The sequence below is a fragment of the Roseomonas sp. KE2513 genome, assembly GCF_016107305.1.
Lineage (GTDB): Bacteria > Pseudomonadota > Alphaproteobacteria > Acetobacterales > Acetobacteraceae > Roseomonas.
Window position 1 is genome coordinate 110519 of record NZ_RCVR01000005.1, and the last position, 20804, is coordinate 131322.

Genomic DNA, 20804 nt, shown 5'->3' on the forward strand with positions numbered 1-20804 from the left:
CCGTCCGCGGCGCCCCCTGGCCAGGGCCGGGATCTTCACCCCGCCGCGCCACATCACTTCATCATCGGGGAGGGTAGGGGCCTCCCGACAGGGGAGGCGGTGGTGCCCAGGAAAGGACTCGAACCTTCACAACCTTGCGGTCACAGGTACCTGAAACCTGCGCGTCTACCAATTCCGCCACCTGGGCAAGGAGGCCGGCGCCCTCGTATCGGGGAAGGCGTGGCGGGCTTCTATGAGGGGCCGCCATCGCCGTCAAGCCGCCCCGGTGCGGAATCCATCGCTCTTCGCCACCCCCTCACGCGGCGCCCGGGCCGCGCGGTTTGCGCCACGCTCCGCCGGCCCTAATCTTGGGTGGGGCACAAGATTAGCCCTGGTGGCCCTAAGGAGAGAGCGGATGGCGCGGCGCGTGGCAGTGGTATTCGGCGGAACCGGCTTCATCGGCGCCCACGTGGTCCAGCGCCTGGCGCGCCGCGACTACGTCGTTCGCGTCGTCACCCGCGCGCCCGAGGCGGCGCGCACCCTCATGACCCAGGGCATGGTCGGCCAGATTGTCCCGGTCACGGCCGGCGCCATGGATGCCGCCGCCCTCCACCGTGCGGTCGAGGGCGCGGAGGTTGTCGTCAACCTCATCGGCATCCTCTCCGAGCGCCACAGCGGCGACTTCGCCCGCGTCCACGGCGCGCTCCCCGGCCGCATCGCCCAGGCGGCCGCCGCGGCCGGCGTCACCCATCTCGTCCAGGTCTCCGCCATCGGTGCCGACCCGTCCTCCCCCAGCCTCTACGCCCGCAGCAAGGCGGAAGGGGAGGCCGCCGTCCTCGCCGCCTTCCCGCGCGCCACCATCCTGCGCCCCTCGGTCGTCTTCGGGCCCGAGGACTCCTTCTTCAACCGCTTCGCCGGCCTCGCCCGCATCCTCCCGGTCCTGCCCCTCGTCGGCGGCAACACCCGCTTCCAGCCCGTCTACGTCGGCGACGTCGCCGACGCCGTCATGGCCGCCATCGACCAGCCGGCCGCCGCCGGCCGTACCTACGAGCTCGCCGGTCCTCGCGCCGCCACCTTCCGCTCCCTGCTGCAGGACATGCTCCACCTCATCGGCCGCCGCCGCCCGATCGTGGAGATGCCGGGGGGGCTCGCCTCCCTTCAGGCGAAGCTCACCTCATGGCTGCCCAACCCGCCGCTGACGGAGGACCAGATCCTCCTCCTCAAGCGCGACAACGTCCCCTCCGGCACCCTCCCGGGCCTCGCCGAACTTGGGATCATGCCAACTGCCATGGAAGCGATCCTGCCGAGCTATCTCACCCGCTTTCGGGAAGGCGGCGGCCGCCGCACGGTAGTCCCCGGCTAATAGGTCCGTATCGGACCTGATATTCCTCTTTGGGCCGCACCGGACGATAAGCTCTGCTGACCCTCCTCTGAAGCGGGTCAGTTTTGCTGCCATATCGGCGCTTTTCAACTCGCATGGTCCACGCGACTATGGCAAACCGCACCTGGAACGGGCGACTGCCCGTCCCCTCGCCATGCGGTACCCCCTCCCGCAAGGCCCGTTCGAGACGGTTTGAAAAGCAAGGACCGCGCCATGGCCGAGCGCATGCTCCAGTTCGTCCGCCTGTCCCAGCAGACGCCCGAAAAGCGCGAGCCCACGATCCGGCGCGAGGATTTCGACGAGATCTACGCCCGCTTCGACCCCGCCCGCGCCTCGGAGCAGGCCAGCCGCTGCTCCCAGTGCGGCGTCCCCTTCTGCTCCGTCCACTGCCCGCTCCAGCAGAACATCCCGGACTGGCTGAAGCTCACGGCCGAGGGCCGGCTGGAGGAGGCCTACGAGGTCAACTCCGCCACCAACACCTTCCCCGAGATCTGCGGCCGCGTCTGCCCGCAGGACCGCCTCTGCGAGGGCAACTGCGTTATCGAGAAGGGCTTCGAGAGCGTCACGATCGGCGCCGTTGAGCGCTACATCAACGACACAGCCTGGGAGAAGGGCTGGGTCAAGCCGCCCACCCCCATGCGGGAACTGCCGCATTCCGTCGCCATCATCGGCGCCGGCCCCGCCGGCCTCGCCGCTGCGGAGAAGCTCCGCACGCTCGGCTGGCAGGTCCATGTTTACGACCGCTACGATCGCGCGGGCGGGCTGATGATTTACGGCATCCCGAACTTCAAGCTTGAGAAGGACGTCATCACCCGCCGCACTGCCCAGTTCGAGCAGGGCGGTATCCACTTCCACCTCAACGCCGAGATTGGCCGCGACGTCACGCTGGAAGACCTCCGCGCGAAGTACGACGCCGTCCTCATCGCGACCGGCGTCTACAAGGCCCGCGACATCGCCGTCCCCGGCGCGCATCTCGGCGGCGTGGTTCCCGCCATGTCCTTCCTCACCGCCTCCAACCGCAAGGGCTTGGGCGACGACGTGCCGGAGTTCGACAGCGGCGCCCTTAACGCCCACGGCAAGCGCGTCGTCGTCATCGGCGGCGGCGACACCGCCATGGACTGCCTCCGCACCTCCATCCGCCAGGGCGCGGCCTCCGTCACCTGCCTCTATCGCCGTGATAAGGCCAACATGCCGGGATCCATGCGCGAGGTTCACAACGCCGAGGAGGAGGGTGTCCGCTTCGCTTGGCTCTCCGCCCCGGAAGCCTTCGAGGGCGACACCAAGGTCACCGGCGTCCGCGTGACGAAGATGCATCTCGGCCTCCCCGACGCCACCGGCCGCCAGCAGGTCGAGCCCATCCCCGGCAGCGAGTTCGTGGAGCCCGCCGACCTCGTCATCAAGGCCCTCGGCTTCGATCCCGAGGACCTGCCCCGCATGTTCGACGAGCCCGGCCTCGCCGTCTCCCGCTGGGGCACCCTCACGGTCGACCGCCGCAGCATGATGACCAGCCTCCCCGGCGTCTTCGCCGCCGGCGACATCGTCCGCGGCGCCTCCCTCGTCGTCTGGGCCATCCGCGACGGCCGCGACGCCGCCGACCGCATCGCCGAATACGTCAGGACCCGCGACGCCGTCCCCCAGGCCGCCGAGTGAGCGGAGAGAGCACCATGTCCGACTACGTCTCCCAGCACCTCGCCAACGCCGCGCTCCTCCGCGACGCCGCCCATATCGACACCACCGAGCACGACGCCTGCGGCGTCGGCCTCGTCGCCGCCCTTGATGGCGTCGCGCGCCGCGACGTGGTGCAGGCCGGCATCGACGCGCTGAAGGCCGTCTGGCACCGCGGCGCCGTGGACGCCGACGGCAAGACCGGCGACGGCGCCGGCATCCACGTCGAGATCCCGCAGGACTTCTTCGCCGAGGTCGTCGAGCACGGCGGCGACCGCCTCCGCCCAGGCCGCATCGGCGTCGGCATGGTCTTCATGCCCAAGACAGACCTCGGCGCGCAGGAGCGCTGCCGCTCGATCGTGGAGACGGAGATCCTCGTCGCCGGCTACGGCATCTACGGCTGGCGCCAGGTGCCCATCGACGTCACCTGCATCGGCGAGAAGGCCAACGCCACCCGCCCCGAGATCGAGCAGATCCTCATCTACGACCCCGAGCAGCGGGACGAGGACACCTACGAGCGCGACCTCTACGTCATCCGCCGCCGGATCGAGAAGCAGGCCATCGCCGCCCAGATCCCCGACCTCTATCTCTGCACGCTCTCCTGCCGCTCGATCATCTACAAGGGCATGTTCCTGGCCGAGAGCCTCTCGGTCTTCTACCCCGACCTGCTCGACCCGCGCTTCATCAGCCGTTTCGCCATCTACCACCAGCGCTACAGCACCAACACCTTCCCCACCTGGCGCCTGGCCCAGCCCTTCCGCACCCTCGCCCACAACGGCGAAATCAACACGGTGCACGGCAACGTCAACTGGATGAAGAGCCACGAGACGCGCCTCTCCCACGCGCTGCTCGACCCCTTCATGGAGGACATCAAGCCCGTCGTTCAGGCCGGCAACTCCGACACCGCCAGCCTCGACAACGTCTTTGAACTCCTCGTCCGTGCCGGCCGCGACGCGCCCATGGCGAAGGCGATGCTCATCCCCGAGAGCATCGGCTCCAACGCCACCATGCCGAAGGCCCACCAGGATCTCTTCATGTACTGCAACGCGGTCATGGAGCCCTGGGATGGCCCCGCCGCCATCGCCGCCACCGACGGCCGCTGGGTCGTCGCCGGCCTCGACCGCAACGGCCTGCGCCCCATGCGCTACACGATCACGGCGGACCGCATGCTCGTCGTCGGCAGCGAGACCGGCATGGTCCGCTTCCCCGAGGAGAGCATCATCGCCCGCGGCCGCCTCGGCCCCGGGCAGTGCATCGGCGTGGACCTGCACGAGGCGCGCTTCTACGACGACGGTCAGCTCAAGGACACGATGGCCGCCCGCAAGCCCTGGGGTGACTGGACGCGCCGCACGACGCGCATCGACGGCATCGTCAAGGCCGATGCCCACGAGTCCGCGACGCTGGAGGGTGATTCCCTCCGTCGCCGCCAGCTCTCCATGGGCTACACGCTGGAAGACCTCGAAGCCATCCTGCACCCCATGGTCGAGGAAGGCGCCGAGGCCATCGGCAGCATGGGCGACGACACCCCGATCGCCGTCCTCTCCCGCCAATACCGCGGGTTGCACCACTACTTCCGCCAGGCCTTCGCGCAGGTCACGAACCCGCCGATCGACTCCCTGCGCGAAACCCGCGTGATGACGATCAAGACCCGCCTGGGAAATCTCGGGAACATCCTCGACGAGGACCCGACCCAGTGCGACATGCTCATGCTGGACAGCCCCGTGCTCTCCAACGCCGAGTTCGCGGCCATGCGCGGCTACATGGGCCACAATGCCTGGGAAGTGGACGCGACCTTCCCCGTCTCCGAGGGTGAGCCCGGCCTCCGCCGCGCCATCGAGCGCATCCGCCGCGAGGCCGAGGAGGGTGTCCGCTCCGGCCGCGCCCACGTCATCCTCTCCGACGAGGCGCAGAGCACCGAGCGCGCCGCCATCCCGATGATCCTCGCGGTCGGCGCGGTGCACACCCACCTCGTGCGCCACAGCCTCCGCACCTTCACCAGCCTCAACATCCGCAGCGCGGAATGCATGGACGTGCACTACTTCGCCGTCCTCATCGGCGCCGGCGCCACCACGGTGAACGCCTACCTCGCGCAGGAAAGCATCGCCGACCGCCATCGCCGCGGCCTCTTCCCCGGCCTCAGCCTCGAGGAATGCGTCGCCAAGTACCGCAAGGCCATCGACAAGGGCCTGCTGAAGACGATGTCCAAGATCGGCATCGGCGTGCTCTCCTCCTACCGCGGCGGCATGAACTTCGAGGCCATCGGCCTCTCCCGCGCCCTCGTGGCGGAGTTCTTCCCGGGCACCCAGTCCCGCATCTCCGGCATCGGCCTGTCGGGCATCGCCCGCCGCGTGCTCGACATGCACACGGCCGCCTGGGACGCCTCCACGCCCGTCCTCCCCGTCGGCGGCCTCTACAAGCTCCGCCGCCGCGGCGAGGCCCACGCCTTCGAAGGTAGCCTTATCCACCTTCTCCAGAAGGCGGTGAACGCGGACAGCTACGAGACCTACAAGCGCTACAGCCACGCCGTCCGCCAGCTTCCCCCCGTGGCGCTGCGCGACCTGCTGGACTTCCGCGCCCCGCCGAGCAAGCCGATCGCGCTTGAGGAGGTCGAGAGCATCACCGAGATCCGCAAGCGCCTGCTGGCGCCCGGAATCTCGCTGGGAGCCCTCGGCCCCGAGGCGCACGAGACCCTCTCCATCGCCATGAACCGCATCGGCGCCCGCTCCGACAGCGGGGAGGGCGGCGAGGACCCCGCGCGCGCCAAGCCCCGCGCCAACGGCGACAACGCGAACTCCGCCATCAAGCAGATCGCCTCCGGCCGCTTCGGCGTCACGGCGGAGTACCTGAACAACTGCCGCGAGATCGAGATCAAGGTCGCGCAGGGTGCCAAGCCCGGCGAGGGCGGTCAGCTCCCCGGCTTCAAGGTGACGGAGCTCATCGGCAAGCTCCGCCACTCCACCCCGGGCGTCACGCTGATCTCGCCGCCGCCGCACCACGACATCTACTCGATCGAGGACCTCGCCCAGCTCATCTACGATCTCAAGCAGATCAACCCCGAGGCCACCGTCTGCGTGAAGCTCGTGTCCCGCTCGGGCATCGGCACCATCGCAGCCGGCGTGGCGAAGGCGAAGGCCGACGCCATCCTCGTCTCCGGCCATTCCGGGGGCACCGGCGCCTCCCCGGTTACCTCGATCAAGTATGCCGGCCTGCCCTGGGAGATGGGCCTCTCCGAGACCCACCAGGTCCTGCTACTCAACCGCCTCCGCCACCGCGTGAAGCTCCGCACCGACGGCGGCATCAAGACGGGCCGCGACGTGGTCGTGGCCGCCATGCTGGGTGCCGAGGAATTCGGCATCGGCACGGCGTCGCTGGTGGCCATGGGCTGCATCATGGTCCGCCAGTGCCACTCCAACACCTGCCCCGTCGGCGTCTGCACGCAGGATGAAGCCCTGCGCGCGAAGTTCGAGGGCAGCCCCGAGAAGGTCATCTCCCTCTTCTCCTTCGTGGCGGAGGAAGTGCGCGAGATCCTCGCCTCCCTGGGCTTCCGCAAGCTTGAGGACATCATCGGCCGCACCGACCTGCTGAAGCAGGTCTCCCGCGGCGCCGAGGACCTGGACGACCTCGACCTCAACCCGCTGCTCGTCCAGGCCGATGCCGGCGGCCACCCCGCCTTCTGCACGCTGGAGGGCCGGAACGAGGTGCCGGAAACGCTCGACGCCGACATGATCCGCGACGCCGCCGCCCTCTTCTCCCGCGGCGAGAAGATGCAGCTCCAGTACAACATCCAGAACACGCACCGCGCCATCGGCACCAAGACCAGCTCGATGATCGTGCGCCAGTTCGGGATGAAGGGCCTCCAGCCCGGCCACCTGACGGTCCGCCTGCGCGGCTCCGCCGGCCAGTCCCTCGGCGCCTTCGGCGTCCGCGGGTTGAAGCTGGAAGTCCTCGGGGACGCCAACGACTACGTCGGCAAGGGCCTCTCTGGCGCCACCATCACCGTCCGCCCCGGCCCCTCCGCCAACTTCGTCTGGGAGGAGAACACCATCGTCGGCAACACCGTCCTTTACGGCGCGACGGCCGGCGAGCTTTTCGCGGCAGGGCAGGGGGGTGAGCGTTTCGCCGTCCGCAACTCCGGCGCCGACTGCGTGGTCGAGGGCATCGGCGCCAATGGCTGCGAGTACATGACGGGCGGCAAGGTCGTGATCCTCGGCGCCGTCGGCGACAATTTCGGCGCCGGCTTCACCGGCGGCCAGGCCTTCGTCTGGGACGCGGACGGCACCTTCGAGCGCCGCCTGAACCGCGATACCCTCCTCTGGGCCCGCCTCGGCTCCGCCCATTGGGAAGGCGTGCTCCGCGGCCTCATTGCCCGCCACGCGCAGGAGACCGGCTCCCGCCTCGCCGCCCGCCTCCTCAACGACTGGAGCACCGAACGCGACCGCTTCTGGCACATCGTCCCGAAGGACTATGCCAAGCTCCTGCCCCAGCCGATGAGCGATCAGCTCATGGCTGCGGAATAAAAACGAACGGGGCCGGCGCGCGATCGCCGGCCCTGGCTACCCTTCACTTCACCGGGCCCATAAAACACGTCACTACAAAGCTTTGGCGGGCGTCGTTAAGTTCTGCTTCTATCTTGCCGGCCGCTACCTGCGGTGGCAAACACCCGCCCTGTGCGCATCCTCTATCACCTCCCGCTCTCCCCTGCCTGCCGCAAGGTCCGCCTCGCCTTGCAGGAGAAGCGCATTCCCTTCGAACTGCGCGCCGAGCGCATCTGGGAGCGCCGCGACGAGTTCCTGATGATGAACCCCGCCGGCACTGTCCCCGTGCTGGAGGAGGAAAACGGCCTCATCCTCGCGGACAGCAACGCCATCTGCGAGTACCTCGACGAAGCCTACCCCGACATGCCCCTCATCGGCCGCACCCATGCGGAGCGCGCCGAGATCCGCCGCCTCGTCGCCTGGTTCGACGGCAAGTTTGACCGCGAGGTCACCCGCAACCTCTACTTCGAGAAGCAGCTCAAGCGCATGCTGGGCCTCGGTAACCCCGACGCTGGCGCGCTGCGCGCGGGCTACGCCAACATCAAGCCGCACATCGAGTACATCGGCTGGCTGGCCGAGAGCCGCGCCTGGCTCGCCGGCAGCCAGATCTCGCTCGCCGACCTCGCCGCCGCCGCCCATCTGTCCTGCCTCGACTACATCGGCGACGTCGACTGGTCGATGAATGACGCGGTGAAGGACTGGTACGCCCGCGTGAAGTCCCGCCCCGCCTTCCGCCCCATCCTCGCCGACCGCGTGAGCGGCCTCACGCCACCGAACCACTACGCGGACCTCGACTTCTAGAGCTACCCCCTGGCGCCGAAACCGAGCAGCCGTCATTGTATTGACGATCCGGAACAATATTTCGGAAGAAACTACTCGAGTTCTGCATGATCCAAATCCTGGCCTGCCTCACCGGGCAGCACGACCACGGCATCGTCCTTGGCGCGGCCCTCCTCTGCGTGGTGGCGGCCCTCGCCTGCACCCTCTCGGTCCGCGGCGCGGGGCGCCTCCGTCCCGTCCTCTCCGCCCTGCTCATCGCCATCGGCGCCTGGTCCACCCATTTTGTCGCCCTCCTGGCCTATGACCCCGGCATTCCGATGGGCTACGACCTATCGCTCACTCTCCTCTCGGCGGCACTTGCCCTGGTGGGCGCCCTCGCGGGTTTCGCCGTCTGGTTCGCCGGGCAGGCCAGGCCCCTCCACCGCGCCGCAGGCGGCGCGTTGCTCGGCGCGGGGCTGGCGGGGATGCACGACCTCGGCATGCTCGCCGTGCGCGTGCCGGGCCACCTCGTCGTTGCCCCCGGCCACCTCCTCGCCTCCCTCGCCGTCGCTACGCTCCTCGGCGCCGCTGCGTTGCACGTCCTGCGGCTGAACGCCGTCCTGCCGCGGGCGCTCGCCGCCGCCGCCCTGCTCACGGCCACCGTCCTCTCGCTGCACTTCACGGCCATGGGCGGCGTCACGGCCTGGCCGGACCCCGCGGTGCCCGTACCCCGCTCCGCCCTCCCGCGGGACGGCCTGCTGATCCTCATAGTCACCCTCACCGCCGTGACCATCTCGGCCATCCTCATCGTCCTCGCCGTCGAGGCCCGGATCGGCCTTGCCGCCCAGGCCGCCGAGGCCGGGCGGCTCCGCGGCCTCGCCGATGCCGCCTTCGATGCGCTGGCCCTGCTCGATGCGGAGGGCAGGGTTGTGGACGCCAGCAGCCAGCTCGCCGCGCTCACCGGCACGGCGCGCGAGGCCCTGATCGGCCGCCCCTTCGCCACCCTCCTCGAGGAGGGCGCGACGGAGACCGGTCCCGCGCGTCTCGTCGGTGGCCTGCCCGTGGAGCTGCGGCGCCGCACCATCGAGACCGCCTCAGGGGCGCGCATCGTCGTCGCCCTCCGCGACCTGCGCGAGCGGCTCGATTCCCAGAGCCGGCTCGAGCGGCTCGCCCACCACGACACGCTGACCGGCCTCGCCAACCGTGCCCTCCTCCGCAGGCGGATCGAGGAGGAGATCGCCCGCACCGCGCGCGGCGCCGCGCGCTTCGCCGTGCTCTGCCTCGACCTCGATCGCTTCAAACCAGTGAACGACCTCTACGGCCACGCGGCCGGCGACCAGCTCCTCCAGCAAGTGGCCGGGCGCCTGACAGCCTCGCTGCGCGGGTCCGATCTCTGCGCGCGCATCGGCGGAGACGAGTTCGTCGTCCTCCAGACCATGACCGACGCGGCCGAGCCCGCGCAGGCCCTCACGCAGCGCCTCGTCTCGGCTTTGGCCGAGCCCTTTCACCTCACCATCGCCGAGGTCACCGTTTCCGCCTCGATCGGCATCGCCCTCTTCCCCGACGACGCCACCACACCCGAGGAGCTTCTCCGCGTCGCCGACCTCGCCCTCTACCGGGTAAAGGAGAACGGCCGGAGTGGCTTCGCCTTCTTCCACGTGGCCATGGACCAGGAGATCCGCCACCGCCACGCGCTGGAGCGTGACCTGCGGCAGGCTGTCGCCAACGGCGAGATGTCGCTCGCCTGGCAGCCCCAGGCCGCGGCCGACACCGGCGAGGTCACGGGTTTCGAGGCCCTGCTGCGCTGGCACAACCCCGCCCGCGGCTCGGTGAGCCCCGCCACCTTCATCCCTCTCGCCGAGGCCTCGGGCGCCATCCTGCCGATCGGCGCCTGGGTCCTGCAAACCGCCCTCCGGGAGGCCGCGAGCTGGACCAGGCCGCTCCGCGTCGCCGTCAACGTCTCCGCGCTGCAGATCCAGCAGGGCGACTTCCCCGATCTGCTGCGGACCCTCCTGGAGGAGACGCGCCTCGACCCCCGACGGCTCGAGCTGGAGGTGACCGAGAGCCTTCTCATCGCGGACACCGACCGTGCCTTGGCCACGCTGCGGGAGTTGAAATCCATCGGCGTCCAGCTCTCGCTGGACGATTTCGGTACCGGCTACTCCTCGCTCAGCATGCTCCGGAACTTCCCCTTCGACCGCGTGAAGATGGACCGCAGCTTCGTCAGCGCCTTGACCGACGACAACAGCGCCGCCGCCGTCGTCCAGGGCATCCTCGGCCTCAGCCGCGGGATTGGTCTTCCTGTTGTGGCGGAGGGCGTGGAGACCGAGGCCCAGATGAGCGTGCTCCAGGCCGCCCGCTGCGACGAGGTGCAGGGCTATCTCGTCGGCAAGCCCCGCTCCATCGGCGACTATCAGGCCCTCGTGCACCCCGGCCGGGAGATCGTCGCCGCCTAGCGGGGCGCCGGCCCCGCCGCGTTCAGGGCAAGGTTCTGCTCCGCCAGATCCGCCGCCCCGCTGCCCGGGCTGGCCGCCACCACGCTCTCCCAATCCGCCCGCGCCCCCGCCTCGTCGCCTCCCAACTGCCGCAGGATCCCCCGCTCCAGCAGCGCCTCCGGGCTCCCTGGCTCGATCGCCAGCGCCCGCTCGATGTCGCGCAGCGCCTCCTGCGGCCGCTCGAGCAGCCGCAGCGCCGCCGCCCTGAACACCAGCGCCTCCACCCGTTGCCCGTCCAGCGCCACCGCCCGATCAGCATCGGCCAGCGCGTCCCCGAAGCGCCGCAGCGTCCCCGCCGCGATCGCCCGGTCCACTAGCAGCTCCGGATCGTCCGGCGTCAGCCCCAGCGCCAGCGTGAAGGCCCCATGCGCCCGCACCGGCTGCCCCGCCACCATCCAGGCCTGCCCCGCCTGTCCGAGCACGACCGCCCGCGCCGCCGCCCCGGCCCGCCCGGCCCTGCCCAGCGCCTCCAGCCGCCCCGCCGCCCGCTCCGCTTCGCCCAGCGCCAGCAAGGCCAGCGCCGAGCAGTGCCGCGCCCCGTCGCCGCCGTCCCGCGCCGCCCAGGCCTCAGCGAAGGCCAGCGCGCCCTGCGCGTCGTCCCGCAGCTTGCCCAGGCATTCCTCGTAATCGGGGCTATCCACCACGCGCGGTGGCTCGGGCGGCAGCGGAAGCACCTCCTCCGCCGCCTCCGACACGGGGGCAGGGGGCGCCTCCCAGGGGCGGGCCCACCAGAGCCCCCCCGCCAGCACCAGCACCAGCACCAGCCCCAGCACCAGGGCCGCCGCCACCGGCCGCGCCTTGCCCGTCCCGTTCCGCATCCCCGCCAACCTAGCCGCCCCGCGCGGAAGCCGCCATGGATAGGGAATGCAGCGCCACCTCCACCTCGTCGGCCTCGGCTTCAGCGGCGCCGCCATCGCGCGCGACGCCGCCGCCGCCGGCTGGCGCGTCACCGCCACCGCCCGCGACCCCGCGCGCACCGTGCCTCCTCCGGGCGTCGAAGCCATCCCCTTCGACAGCGCCGCACCCGCGCTCCGCGCCGCCACCCACCTCGTCTTCACCGCGCCCCCCGGCGAGAACGGCGACCCTGTCCTCGCCACCCACCGCGAGGCGCTGGAAGCCGCCCCCCTCCGCTGGATCGGCTATCTCTCCACCACCGGCGTCTACGGCGACCGCGGCGGCGCCTGGGTGGACGAAACCACCGAGCCCGCCCCCGCCCAGCCGCGCTCCCGCCGCCGCCGCCAGGCCGAGTTGCAATGGGAGGCCTTCGCCCCCCGTGCGGCGGTCGATCTCTTCCGCTGCGCCGGCATCTACGGCCCCGGCCGCTCCGTCCTCGACGACCTCCGCGCCGGCACCGCCCGCCGCACCGTCCTCCCCGGCCACGCCTTCGGCCGCATCCACCGCGACGACATCGCCAGGGCCGTCCTCGCCGCCGCGGCCAACCCGCCGCCCCTCGGCACCCGCGTCCTCCACCTCGCCGACGACGAGCCCGCCGAGAGCGCCACCGTCACCGAGGGCGCCGCCCGCCTCCTCGGTATCGACCCGCCTCCCGCCATCCCCTTCGAGACCGCCCGCGCCACCATGTCTCCCATGGCGCTCTCCTTCTGGTCCGAGAACCGCCGCATCGCCAACGCCCGCACCAAGGCCGCCCTCGGCATCGCCTGGCGCTACCCCACTTGGCGCGAGGGCCTCGCCGCCATCCTCGCCGAGGGCGGCTGAGACCGTCCCCCGCAACCCCGCCTTCAGAGGGGCGTTCGCCCGAAGCAACAAGGAAGGGAAGCCCAACGCATGCGCCTCGACGGTCCTGAGAGCGACAATGTCGAGGATCGCCGCGGCCAGGGCGGTGGGTTCGGCGGCGGGTTCGGTGGCTTCGGTGGAGGCGGCCGCCGAGGCGGCGGCATCGCCGTCGGCGGGATCGGCGGCGTGGTGCTCCTCGTCGTTGCCCTCCTCCTCGGCGTGGACCCCTCCACCATCCTCGGCGGCGACCCGGGCCCCGCGCCGGCTCCGCAGGAACGCCGCTACGATCCTGGCCAGGACCGCCAGTTCGCACCGGGCCGCCAGGCCGGGAACGAGCGCCAGCCGGCGGAACGCGGCAGCGAGGATGCCGGCCGCCGCTTCATCGGCCAGGTTCTCGGCGAGACCGAGCGCGTTTGGGGCCGCCAGTTCGAGCAGATGGGCCGCCGCTACGAGGAGCCGGTCCTCGTCCTCTTCTCCGGCGCCACCCATTCAGGCTGCGGAGCCGCCCAGGCCCAGACCGGCCCCTTCTACTGCCCTGAGGACCGCCGCGTTTACATCGACCTCGAGTTCATGGCGAAGCTACAGCGCCAGCTCGGCGCCACCGGCGACTTCGCGGCCGCCTATATCGTGGCCCACGAGGTCGGCCACCACGTCCAGAACCTCCTGGGCATCCTTCCCCGCGTGCAGCAGGCCCAGGCCCGCGCCGACGGTGTGGAGCGCAACCAGCTTCAGGTTCGCGTCGAACTCCAGGCCGACTGCTTCGCCGGCGTCTGGGCCAACCAGGCAAACCGCGCCAACAGGATCCTTGAGGAAGGCGACATCGAGCAGGGCATCAACGCCGCCGCCGCCGTCGGCGACGACCGCGTGACCGGCGGCCGTATCGCCCCGGAAAGCTTCACCCACGGCAGCTCCCAGCAGCGCGCCCGCTGGTTCCGCCGCGGCCTGCAGAGCGGCGACATCCGTCAGTGCGACACCTTCCAGGGCTGAGTTTGGACGGGGCAGGGTAGGGGCCACTGCCCCGTCGGCCGCGAAGACACGAAGGGCGCGCGGACCTCTCCGCGCGCCCTTCATCATGTCAGCCTACAGGCAGCTGGCCTCAGCTATTCGCCTCGATCATCGCGCGAACCTTTGGATAAACCTCGTTCGCCCAGCGCTTGCCCGCGAACACCCCGTAATGCCCCACCCCCGTCTGCAAGTGGTACTGGCGCTTTGCCAGCGGGATGTTCGGGCAGAGGTCCAGCGCCGCCATGGTCTGCCCGATGGCGCAGATGTCGTCCCGCTCGCCCTCCACGGCCAGCAGCGCCGTCCGCCGGATCGCCTCCGGCCGCACCGGGCGCCCGCGATAGGTCAACTCGCCCCGAGGCAGGTCGTGGTCCTGGAAGATCCGCTTCACCGTCTGGATGAAGTACTCCGCCGGAAGGTCCATCACGGCGAAATACTCGTCGTAGAAGCGCCGGTGCGCCGCCTGCGCTTCGGTGTTCCCCGCTACAATGTTCGCGAACTGGTTCCGGTGCGCCCGGACATGCCGCTGCAGGTTCATCGACATGAAGGCCTGCAATTGCACCGCGCCGGGATAGACCTCCCGCCCGGCACCGGCATAGCGCATCGGCACCTTGTCGATGAGGTTCCGCTCGAACCACTCGATCGGCTTCGACTGCGCGAGTTCGTTCACCTGAGTCGGGCTGATCCGCGTGTCCACGGGGCCGGCCATCAACGTCATCGTGGCCGGCGTCGCCCGGTTCCGGTCCTCGGACATCACGGAGACGGCGGCCAGCGTCGCGGGCACCGGCTGGCACACCGCCACCACATGGCTCCCCGGCCCCAGCACTTCCAGGAACCGGATCACATGCGCCGTGAAGTCGTCGAAGCCGAATTCCCCGGCCGAGACCGGCACGTCCCGCGCATTCGTCCAGTCCGTGATGTACACGTCATGGTCCGGCAGCAGCACCTCGACCGTCCCGCGCAGCAGGGTGGAGAAGTGCCCGGACATCGGCGCCACCACCAGCACCCTCGGCTGCTGGACGGAGGTATCCTTCGCGAAACGCAATAAGGTGCCGAATGGCGTTTCCAGCACCGGCTCCTCGGTCACCTCCACCTCGCGGTTGCCCACGCGCACGGTGGTGAAGTCGTAGCCCGGCCGCGTATGCGTCGTCCTCGCATTCGCCACGAAGTCGAGCGCCGCGCTCGTCCGCCGGATGAAGGGGGCCGCCAGCGGCATCGCCGCCGCCACCGGTTCCATTTCCTTGAGGACCCGCCCGGCGCTCTCCGCGAACATCCGAAATGGGAATTGGAAGTCCTGCTGCGCCTGCCAGAGCTGGTAGATCATCGAGGACATGTCTGGTCGATAGGTCGCATGACGGGGGAACGGCCCACCAAGGTAGGAGGTTTGATCACAGTCGTTAATGTGAGGATCTTCGCCCGTCCGGGTCAACGGCTTGTAAAAACTAACAGGCGCTGTTTGATTGCATTCCGTTCATTTATGGCCGCTCCGATCCCGCGCTCAAACTCTGACGTCCTATCCACCGCCACCCACCTCACGAGCACGACAACAGGCGGGGTTCCGGCCTAACCTTCCCGATGAGGCCGCCCGGCAAATCGCCGGCCGCCGCTGAGGAGCGAGAGATGGAACAGGCCAGGCTCATCATCAGCAGCCGCAACTACTCCTCCTGGTCGCTGCGCGGCTTCCTCCTCTGCCGCCTCGCCGGCCTCGACTTCACCATCGAGTCCGTCGACGTGAACGACCCCGCGGCCCGCGCCGAGCTCCTCCTCCGCGCTTCCTCCATCCGTATCCCCTGCCTGCTGCACGAGGGTCTGCGGATCTGGGACACCACCGCCATCGCCAGCTACCTGAACGAGAGGTTCCCCGAAGCCGGCATGTTCCCCGCCGACCGCGCCGCCCGCGCCCGCTGCCGCTCGATCTCCGGCGAGATGCATTCCGGCTTCCAGGCCCTGCGCGCCTCCCTGCCCATGAATCTCCGTGCCCACCGCCCGGGCTTTCGCGTCTGGGCCGGCCCGCAGGCGGATATCGATCGCATCCTCTACATCTGGCGGGAATGCTTCGAGACCTGGCGCGGACCCTGGCTCTTCGGCAACCGCCCCTCTGTCGCCGACGCCATGTACGCCCCGGTCGTCACCCGCTTCCTCACCTACGACGTGCCCCTCGCCGGCCCATGCGCCGACTACGCCGCCCGCATCATGGAATGGGCCCCGATGGCCGAATGGATGGCCGCTGCCCTCGATGAGCCTGACCCCGCCATCAGCGAACTCGAGGTCGAGGCCGAGTTCTGAGCCGCCCCGCCGGAGAGGGCGCTGCGCTCTCCGGACATCCGAGGCACCGCCTCGGATCACCGACCCGAGGCGCACCGCCCGCCAAGCCCTCCGAACGAGCAGAAAAAAGAGGAGGGGGGGAGCACGGGGGGAGACCTCCCTCCAAAGTCACCAGCGCCCCCGATTCAGGACGGCCCCTTTAATCCAGCTTGGCCCCTGCCGCCCGCACCACTTCCCGCCACTTGGCGTTCTCCGCCGCGATGTAGCGGTCGAAGGCCGCCGGCCCCAGCGGCTTCGGCGCGCTGCCGATGTCGCGTAGCCGATCCGCCGTCGCGGGCTCGGCCACCGCCCCGAGGATCGCGTCCGCCAGCCGCTCCTGCACCGGGCCCGGGATGCGCGCCGGCGCCTGGAAGCCGAACCAGGCCACCGCCTCGAAGTCCGGCACGCCCGCTTCCGAGACGGTCGGCACGTCGGGCAGCGAGAACCAGCGCGTGGCGGAGGTCACCGCCAGCGCCCGCATCCGCCCCTCCTTGAGGTGCGGCAGGTAGCCCGGAAGGTTGTCGATCGCGACCTCGACCCGCCCGCCCAGCACGTCCGGGATCACGCCCGAGGTGCCGCGATAGGGAATATGCGTCAGGTTCACCCCCGCCTTCGTCTTCAGGTACTCCCCGCAGAGATGCCCGGAGGTCCCGTTTCCCGGCGTCCCGTAGTTCAGCTCCCCCGGACGTGCCTTCGCCGCCGCCAGCAGGTCGGCCAGCGTGCGGAAGGGCGAATCGGCGGCCACCACGATCCCGTTCGCCACCTCGTTCACCATCGCGAGGCTCGCCAGGTCGCGGGAGGGGTCGTAGGGCAGCTTCGTGTAGAGGAACTGGTTGATGCTGGCCGTGCCGATCGTGCAGCACAGGATAGTGTGCCCGTCCGGCTCCGCCTTCGCCACCACGTCGCTGCCGAGGTTCCCGCCCGCCCCCGGCCGATTGTCCACCACCACCGGGAAGCGAGAGGGCTCGCCCGGCTGCCCCAGCAGCGCCGGCATCCGCTCCGCCACCACGCGCGCCGTCAGGTCCGTGGCCCCACCGGCCGGAAAGGGCACGATGATCCGGATCGGCCGGTTCGGAAAGGCCGGCTGCGCCCGCACCACCGCGGGGGCCGCCAGTACCGGCAGGGCCAGCAGCGCCGCCCGCCGGGAAAGGGAAAGATCTGCTACTCGCGCCATTCGGCTCACTCCACTGTTGCGCCGGACTTGCGCACCACTTCGCCCCACTTAGCCGTCTCCGCCCGCACGAAGGCGGTGAAGGCTGCGGGGGTCGTCCCGCCATCCGGCGTCAGGTCCGGCATCATCCCACCCAGATCCGCCATGCGCGCCTTCGTCGCCGGCTCCTTCACGATGGCATCAATCGCCGCCCCCAGTCGCTCCACGATCGGCCGCGGGGTGCGGGCAGGGGCCTGGATGCCGAACCAGGCCGTCGCCTCGACACCCGGCAACCCCTCCTCGGCGGTAGTCGGGCAATCCGGCAGGGCAGGGGTCCGCGCGGCCGTCGTCACCGCCAGTGCCCGCAGCCGCCCTTCCCTCAGATGCCCGATGGCGGAGGGCAGGTTGTCCACCGCCACCTGCACCCGCCCCGCGATCACCTCGGCCAGCATGGGCCCGGCGCCGCGGAACGGCACATGCGTCAGCTGAATTCCCGCCTCCATCTTCAGCAACTCCCCCGTCACGTGCAGCGAGGTGCCGGCGCCGGAGGAACCGATGTTCAGCCTCCCCGGATTCGCCTTCGCGTAGGCCACCAGCTCCCGAAGGCTCCGCACCGGCAAGGAATTGGTCACGAAGATGACGTTGGGCACCCGGGTCACCAGCCCCACCTCCGCCAGGTCCTCGGGCCTGTAGGTCATCCGGCTGCCATAAAGCGTGTAGTTGATGGCGCCGGAAGAGATCGCCTGCATCAGCACCGTGTAGCCGTCCGGCTCCGCCTTCGTGACAAAGTCCGCGCCCACGTTGCCGCCCGCCCCTGCCCGGTTCTCCACCGTGAAGGGCTGATTGAAATGCGCTTGCAGCCGCTCGGCCAGGATACGCGCGGCGACATCCGTCGTGCCCGCGGGCGTGAAGGGCACCACCACCCGCACCGGCCGCACCGGCCACTCACCGCCCGCTCCCTGGGCCAGGACACCGGTCGAAAACCCCGCGAGACCCGGCGCGGCAAGCAGCGGCGCGGAGAGCAGGGCGCGACGTGAAACCCTCATGGACAACCTCCTCGGACACCCGCGCGCCAGGGTCTGATGCCCCCTTTCCGCGCCGGGGCGCTAACGGAACAGGTGCCCAACCGCCGCCCCTCTTGCAAGCCTCCCCCAAGGGTGTTCGCCTGGGGGCTTGCGCCGCTGACCATTCCGCGCCCCGCTCATGCCGCGCAAGGACATGAAGCCGGCACGTTCCTCCCGCGTTGCGGGAGGGGGCGTGGCCGGCGAACGGGCGCCGTGGCTAACTCCCCGCCCGCCCTTGTCCAGGCGCGCGACGACCGAGCGTAAGGAACGTGAACCGCATGGGATTTCTCCAGACCTATGCCCGCGTGCTGGGCCTGCTGGCCCCGGACAAGTGGGTGGCCATCGGCCTGGCGCTCGCCGCGCTGGCGCTGGCGGGCCTGCAATTCCTCGAGCCCGTCCTCTTCGGGCGCGTGGTGGACGTGCTCACCAGCGCGGACCGCCTGCCGCAGGACGTGGTCTGGCGCCAGGCCATCTCCCTGCTCGTGGTGTGGGGCGCCGTCGGCGTCACGGGAATCGCGGCCAACGTCGCCGTCAGCCTGCTGGCCGACCGCATGGCCCACCGCAACCGCCTCGCCGTCATGCACCGCTACTTCCAGCACGTCCTCGCCATGCCCCTATCGTTCCACGGGGATACCGCCTCGGGCCGGCTGATGAAGATCATGCTCGTCGGCACCGACCACCTCTTCGCCATCTGGCTCTCCTTCTTCCGGGAGCACCTGACGACCTTCATCACCACCCTCATCCTCCTGCCGCTGACCTTCTTCATGAACTGGCGGCTCGCCATCGTGCTTCTGGTGCTCGTGGTCGTCTTCTGCGCCGTCGCCGCCTTCGTCGTCAGCCGTACCCAGGAGGCCCAGGAACGGGTCGAGGACTACCAGAGCCAGCTCGCCGGCAACGCCCAGGACGCCCTCTCCAACGTCGTCGTCGTCCAGTCCTTCACCCGCCTGAACGCCGAGGCCCGGCTCTTCGGCGACATCGTCCGCCAGGTGCTCGACCACCAGTTCCCCGTGCTCAACTGGTGGGCGGTCGTGTCGGTCCTCACGCGCTCGGCCAGCACCCTCAGCGTCATCACCATCTTCGTCCTCGGCACCTGGCTGCACATGCGCGGCCAGGCCTCCGTCGGCGAGATCGTCGCCTTCATGGGCTTCGCCACCATGCTCATCGGCCGCCTCGAAGGTGCGGTTGGCTTCGTCTCCACCCTGCTGCGGCAGGTGCCCGGCCTGCGCGAGGTCTTCGGCGTGCTCGACGCCCGCAGCACCGTGCCCGAGAAGCCGAACGCGCTCGACCTGCCGCGGGCCCAGGGCCAGGTCGTCTTCGACCACGTCGCCTTCGGCTATCCCGGCGGCGGCCTCATCCTCAACGACGTGTCTTTCCAGGCGCCCCCCGGCAAGACCGTCGCCCTGGTGGGCCAGACCGGCGCCGGCAAGTCCACCGCCATGTCCCTGCTCCAGCGACTTTGGGACCCCGTCAACGGCCATGTCACGATCGACGGCCACGACCTCCGTGACATCTCCCTCGAAAGCCTCCGCCGCAACGTCGGCGTCGTCTTCCAGGACGCGATGCTCTTCAACCGCACCATCAAGGAGAACCTCCTCATCGGCCGCCCCGAAGCGACGGACGAGCAGATCGAGCACGCCTGCCGCATGGCCGAGGCGCACGACTTCATCATCCGCCAGCCCCAGGGCTACGACACCCGCGTCGGCGAGCGCGGCATCAGCCTCTCCGGCGGCCAGAAGCAGCGCCTCTCCATCGCCCGCGCCCTGCTGAAGGATCCCCCGATCCTCATCCTGGACGAGGCCACCAGCGCCCTCGACGCCGCGACCGAGGCGCGCGTCCAGCGCGCGCTCAAGGCCCTCATGGCCGGCCGCACCACCTTCATCATCGCCCACCGCCTCTCGACCATCCGCGACGCCGACGAGATCCTCGTCTTCGAGCACGGCAAGATCGTCGAGCGCGGCACCTTCGAGGAGCTGGTCAACCTCGGTGGCCGCTTCGCCGAACTCGTCCGCACCCAGCTCTCGGGCGCCGAGCAGAAGAACGCTGAGCAGAAGTCCACCGACCAGAAGCAGTCCGCCGTCGCCGCCTGAGCTGGGCGAATCGCCACTTAAAGTGGCGGCGGACCATTGCGTGAGACACGGCTGAACCACTGACGGGAACCCAAGATTACCAATTCTTCACGGCCTCGCGAGCGCCCTCTTTCGCGCTTGCGGCGGCCCCCCCGGGGCCTGCCACGATCCTCCCGGCAAGCCACCAAGGGAGGCCGCCGTGACAATCGCGAAGATCCTGCGCAACAAGGGTGCCGAGGTGATCGGCGTCACCCCGGACGCAGACCTCGGCACCATCGCCCGCACCCTCGTCCGCCACCGCCTCGGCGCCGTCCTCGTGCGGGACGCCCAGGGCGAAATCCTCGGCATCGTCTCCGAGCGTGACATCGTCCGCGCCCTGGCCGAGGAGGAGGGCGTGCTCGAAGGGCAGACCGCCGCCGACATCATGACGAGGAAGCTCTTCACCGTCTCGCCGGACACCCCCATCACCCGTGCCCTAGAGATGATCACCGACCGCCGCGTCCGGCACCTGCCGGTGATGGAGAATGGCAAGCTCTGCGGCATCGTCTCCATCGGCGACCTCGTGAAGGCCCGGATTGAGGAAGCCGTGACCGAGGCCGCCGCCCTCCGCGACTACGTCACCGCCAGCTAGGCGGGCAGGGCAGGGGGGCTGGCCCCCGGCGCCCCTTGG

General features: G+C 70.2%; 14 protein-coding genes and 1 tRNA gene. 10 read left to right on the forward strand and 5 right to left on the reverse strand.

Annotation, left to right across the window (positions count from 1 at the left end):
* Positions 1 to 100: 100 nt before the first annotated feature.
* Positions 101 to 187: transfer RNA gene (locus D9599_RS07150), tRNA-Leu, on the reverse strand.
* A gap of 207 nt (positions 188 to 394) precedes the next feature.
* On the opposite strand from D9599_RS07150, the gene D9599_RS07155 reads away from it, so the two are divergent.
* The 5 genes from D9599_RS07155 (at position 395) to D9599_RS07175 (ending at position 10775) form a co-directional block, all read left to right on the forward strand.
* A complete protein-coding gene (locus tag D9599_RS07155; protein WP_198380530.1) occupies positions 395 to 1342 on the forward strand; it encodes a complex I NDUFA9 subunit family protein in 948 nt (315 codons plus the stop codon).
* Between the two features lie 231 nt (positions 1343 to 1573).
* Positions 1574 to 3010 carry an NAD(P)-dependent oxidoreductase gene (locus D9599_RS07160; RefSeq protein WP_198380531.1) on the forward strand — a complete coding sequence of 479 codons (1437 nt, stop codon included), beginning with the start codon at positions 1574 to 1576 and terminating at the stop codon, positions 3008 to 3010.
* A gap of 14 nt (positions 3011 to 3024) precedes the next feature.
* Positions 3025 to 7542, forward strand: coding sequence for a glutamate synthase large subunit (gene gltB / locus D9599_RS07165; protein ID WP_198380532.1), 4518 nt, complete (start codon positions 3025 to 3027; stop codon positions 7540 to 7542).
* Positions 7543 to 7692: 150 nt separating this feature from the next.
* A complete protein-coding gene (locus D9599_RS07170; RefSeq protein WP_198380658.1) occupies positions 7693 to 8361 on the forward strand; it encodes a glutathione S-transferase family protein in 669 nt (222 codons plus the stop codon).
* A gap of 86 nt (positions 8362 to 8447) precedes the next feature.
* Positions 8448 to 10775: a bifunctional diguanylate cyclase/phosphodiesterase gene (locus D9599_RS07175; RefSeq protein WP_198380533.1), complete on the forward strand. Its 2328-nt coding sequence runs from the start codon at positions 8448 to 8450 to the stop codon at positions 10773 to 10775.
* Here D9599_RS07175 and D9599_RS07180 read toward each other — a convergent pair.
* On the reverse strand, positions 10772 to 11632 hold the full coding sequence (locus D9599_RS07180; protein WP_198380534.1) for a hypothetical protein: 861 nt from the start codon (positions 11630 to 11632) through the stop codon (positions 10772 to 10774). The two genes, D9599_RS07175 and D9599_RS07180, sit on opposite strands and share 4 nt — an antisense overlap.
* 46 nt (positions 11633 to 11678) lie before the next feature.
* On the opposite strand from D9599_RS07180, the gene D9599_RS07185 reads away from it, so the two are divergent.
* Together D9599_RS07185 and D9599_RS07190 are read left to right on the forward strand one after the other, a co-directional pair.
* Positions 11679 to 12530: an SDR family NAD(P)-dependent oxidoreductase gene (locus tag D9599_RS07185; RefSeq protein ID WP_198380535.1), complete on the forward strand. Its 852-nt coding sequence runs from the start codon at positions 11679 to 11681 to the stop codon at positions 12528 to 12530.
* A gap of 69 nt (positions 12531 to 12599) precedes the next feature.
* Positions 12600 to 13535: a neutral zinc metallopeptidase gene (locus D9599_RS07190; RefSeq protein WP_198380536.1), complete on the forward strand. Its 936-nt coding sequence runs from the start codon at positions 12600 to 12602 to the stop codon at positions 13533 to 13535.
* Between the two features lie 109 nt (positions 13536 to 13644).
* On the opposite strand, the gene D9599_RS07195 is transcribed toward D9599_RS07190, so the two are convergent.
* A complete protein-coding gene (locus D9599_RS07195; protein ID WP_309228566.1) occupies positions 13645 to 14883 on the reverse strand; it encodes a polyhydroxyalkanoate depolymerase in 1239 nt (412 codons plus the stop codon).
* 287 nt (positions 14884 to 15170) lie between these two features.
* Here D9599_RS07195 and D9599_RS07200 point away from each other — a divergent pair, with 287 nt between their 5' ends.
* The gene (locus tag D9599_RS07200; protein WP_198380537.1) at positions 15171 to 15836 is read left to right on the forward strand and encodes a glutathione S-transferase; all 666 of its coding nucleotides are present in this window, start codon (positions 15171 to 15173) and stop codon (positions 15834 to 15836) included.
* A gap of 178 nt (positions 15837 to 16014) precedes the next feature.
* Here D9599_RS07200 and D9599_RS07205 read toward each other — a convergent pair whose 3' ends face one another.
* Together D9599_RS07205 and D9599_RS07210 are read right to left on the reverse strand one after the other, a co-directional pair.
* The gene (locus tag D9599_RS07205) at positions 16015 to 17028 is read right to left on the reverse strand and encodes a tripartite tricarboxylate transporter substrate binding protein (protein WP_198380538.1); all 1014 of its coding nucleotides are present in this window, start codon (positions 17026 to 17028) and stop codon (positions 16015 to 16017) included.
* A gap of 5 nt (positions 17029 to 17033) precedes the next feature.
* A complete protein-coding gene (locus D9599_RS07210) occupies positions 17034 to 18050 on the reverse strand; it encodes a tripartite tricarboxylate transporter substrate binding protein (protein WP_198380539.1) in 1017 nt (338 codons plus the stop codon).
* A 296-nt stretch (positions 18051 to 18346) separates the two neighbouring features.
* Here D9599_RS07210 and D9599_RS07215 point away from each other — a divergent pair, with 296 nt between their 5' ends.
* Entirely contained in the window at positions 18347 to 20155 is a 1809-nt protein-coding gene (locus tag D9599_RS07215; RefSeq protein WP_198380540.1) for a glucan ABC transporter ATP-binding protein/ permease, read from the forward strand.
* 178 nt (positions 20156 to 20333) lie between these two features.
* Positions 20334 to 20765 carry a CBS domain-containing protein gene (locus tag D9599_RS07220; RefSeq protein WP_198380541.1) on the forward strand — a complete coding sequence of 144 codons (432 nt, stop codon included), beginning with the start codon at positions 20334 to 20336 and terminating at the stop codon, positions 20763 to 20765.
* The last annotated feature ends 39 nt before the right edge of the window (positions 20766 to 20804 follow it).

Bases quoted from the DNA above. Each gene is read 5' to 3' on its own strand.
- D9599_RS07155 (WP_198380530.1), top strand. From the start codon at position 395: ATGGCGCGGCGCGTGGCAGTGGTATTCGGCGGAACCGGCTTCATCGGC.
- D9599_RS07160 (WP_198380531.1), top strand. From the start codon at position 1,574: ATGGCCGAGCGCATGCTCCAGTTCGTCCGCCTGTCCCAGCAGACGCCC.
- gltB (WP_198380532.1), top strand. From the start codon at position 3,025: ATGTCCGACTACGTCTCCCAGCACCTCGCCAACGCCGCGCTCCTCCGC.
- D9599_RS07175 (WP_198380533.1), top strand. From the start codon at position 8,448: ATGATCCAAATCCTGGCCTGCCTCACCGGGCAGCACGACCACGGCATC.
- D9599_RS07180 (WP_198380534.1), bottom strand. From the start codon at position 11,632: ATGCGGAACGGGACGGGCAAGGCGCGGCCGGTGGCGGCGGCCCTGGTG.
- D9599_RS07185 (WP_198380535.1), top strand. From the start codon at position 11,679: ATGCAGCGCCACCTCCACCTCGTCGGCCTCGGCTTCAGCGGCGCCGCC.
- D9599_RS07190 (WP_198380536.1), top strand. From the start codon at position 12,600: ATGCGCCTCGACGGTCCTGAGAGCGACAATGTCGAGGATCGCCGCGGC.
- D9599_RS07195 (WP_309228566.1), bottom strand. From the start codon at position 14,883: ATGTCCTCGATGATCTACCAGCTCTGGCAGGCGCAGCAGGACTTCCAA.
- D9599_RS07200 (WP_198380537.1), top strand. From the start codon at position 15,171: ATGGAACAGGCCAGGCTCATCATCAGCAGCCGCAACTACTCCTCCTGG.
- D9599_RS07205 (WP_198380538.1), bottom strand. From the start codon at position 17,028: ATGGCGCGAGTAGCAGATCTTTCCCTTTCCCGGCGGGCGGCGCTGCTG.
- D9599_RS07210 (WP_198380539.1), bottom strand. From the start codon at position 18,050: ATGAGGGTTTCACGTCGCGCCCTGCTCTCCGCGCCGCTGCTTGCCGCG.
- D9599_RS07215 (WP_198380540.1), top strand. From the start codon at position 18,347: ATGGGATTTCTCCAGACCTATGCCCGCGTGCTGGGCCTGCTGGCCCCG.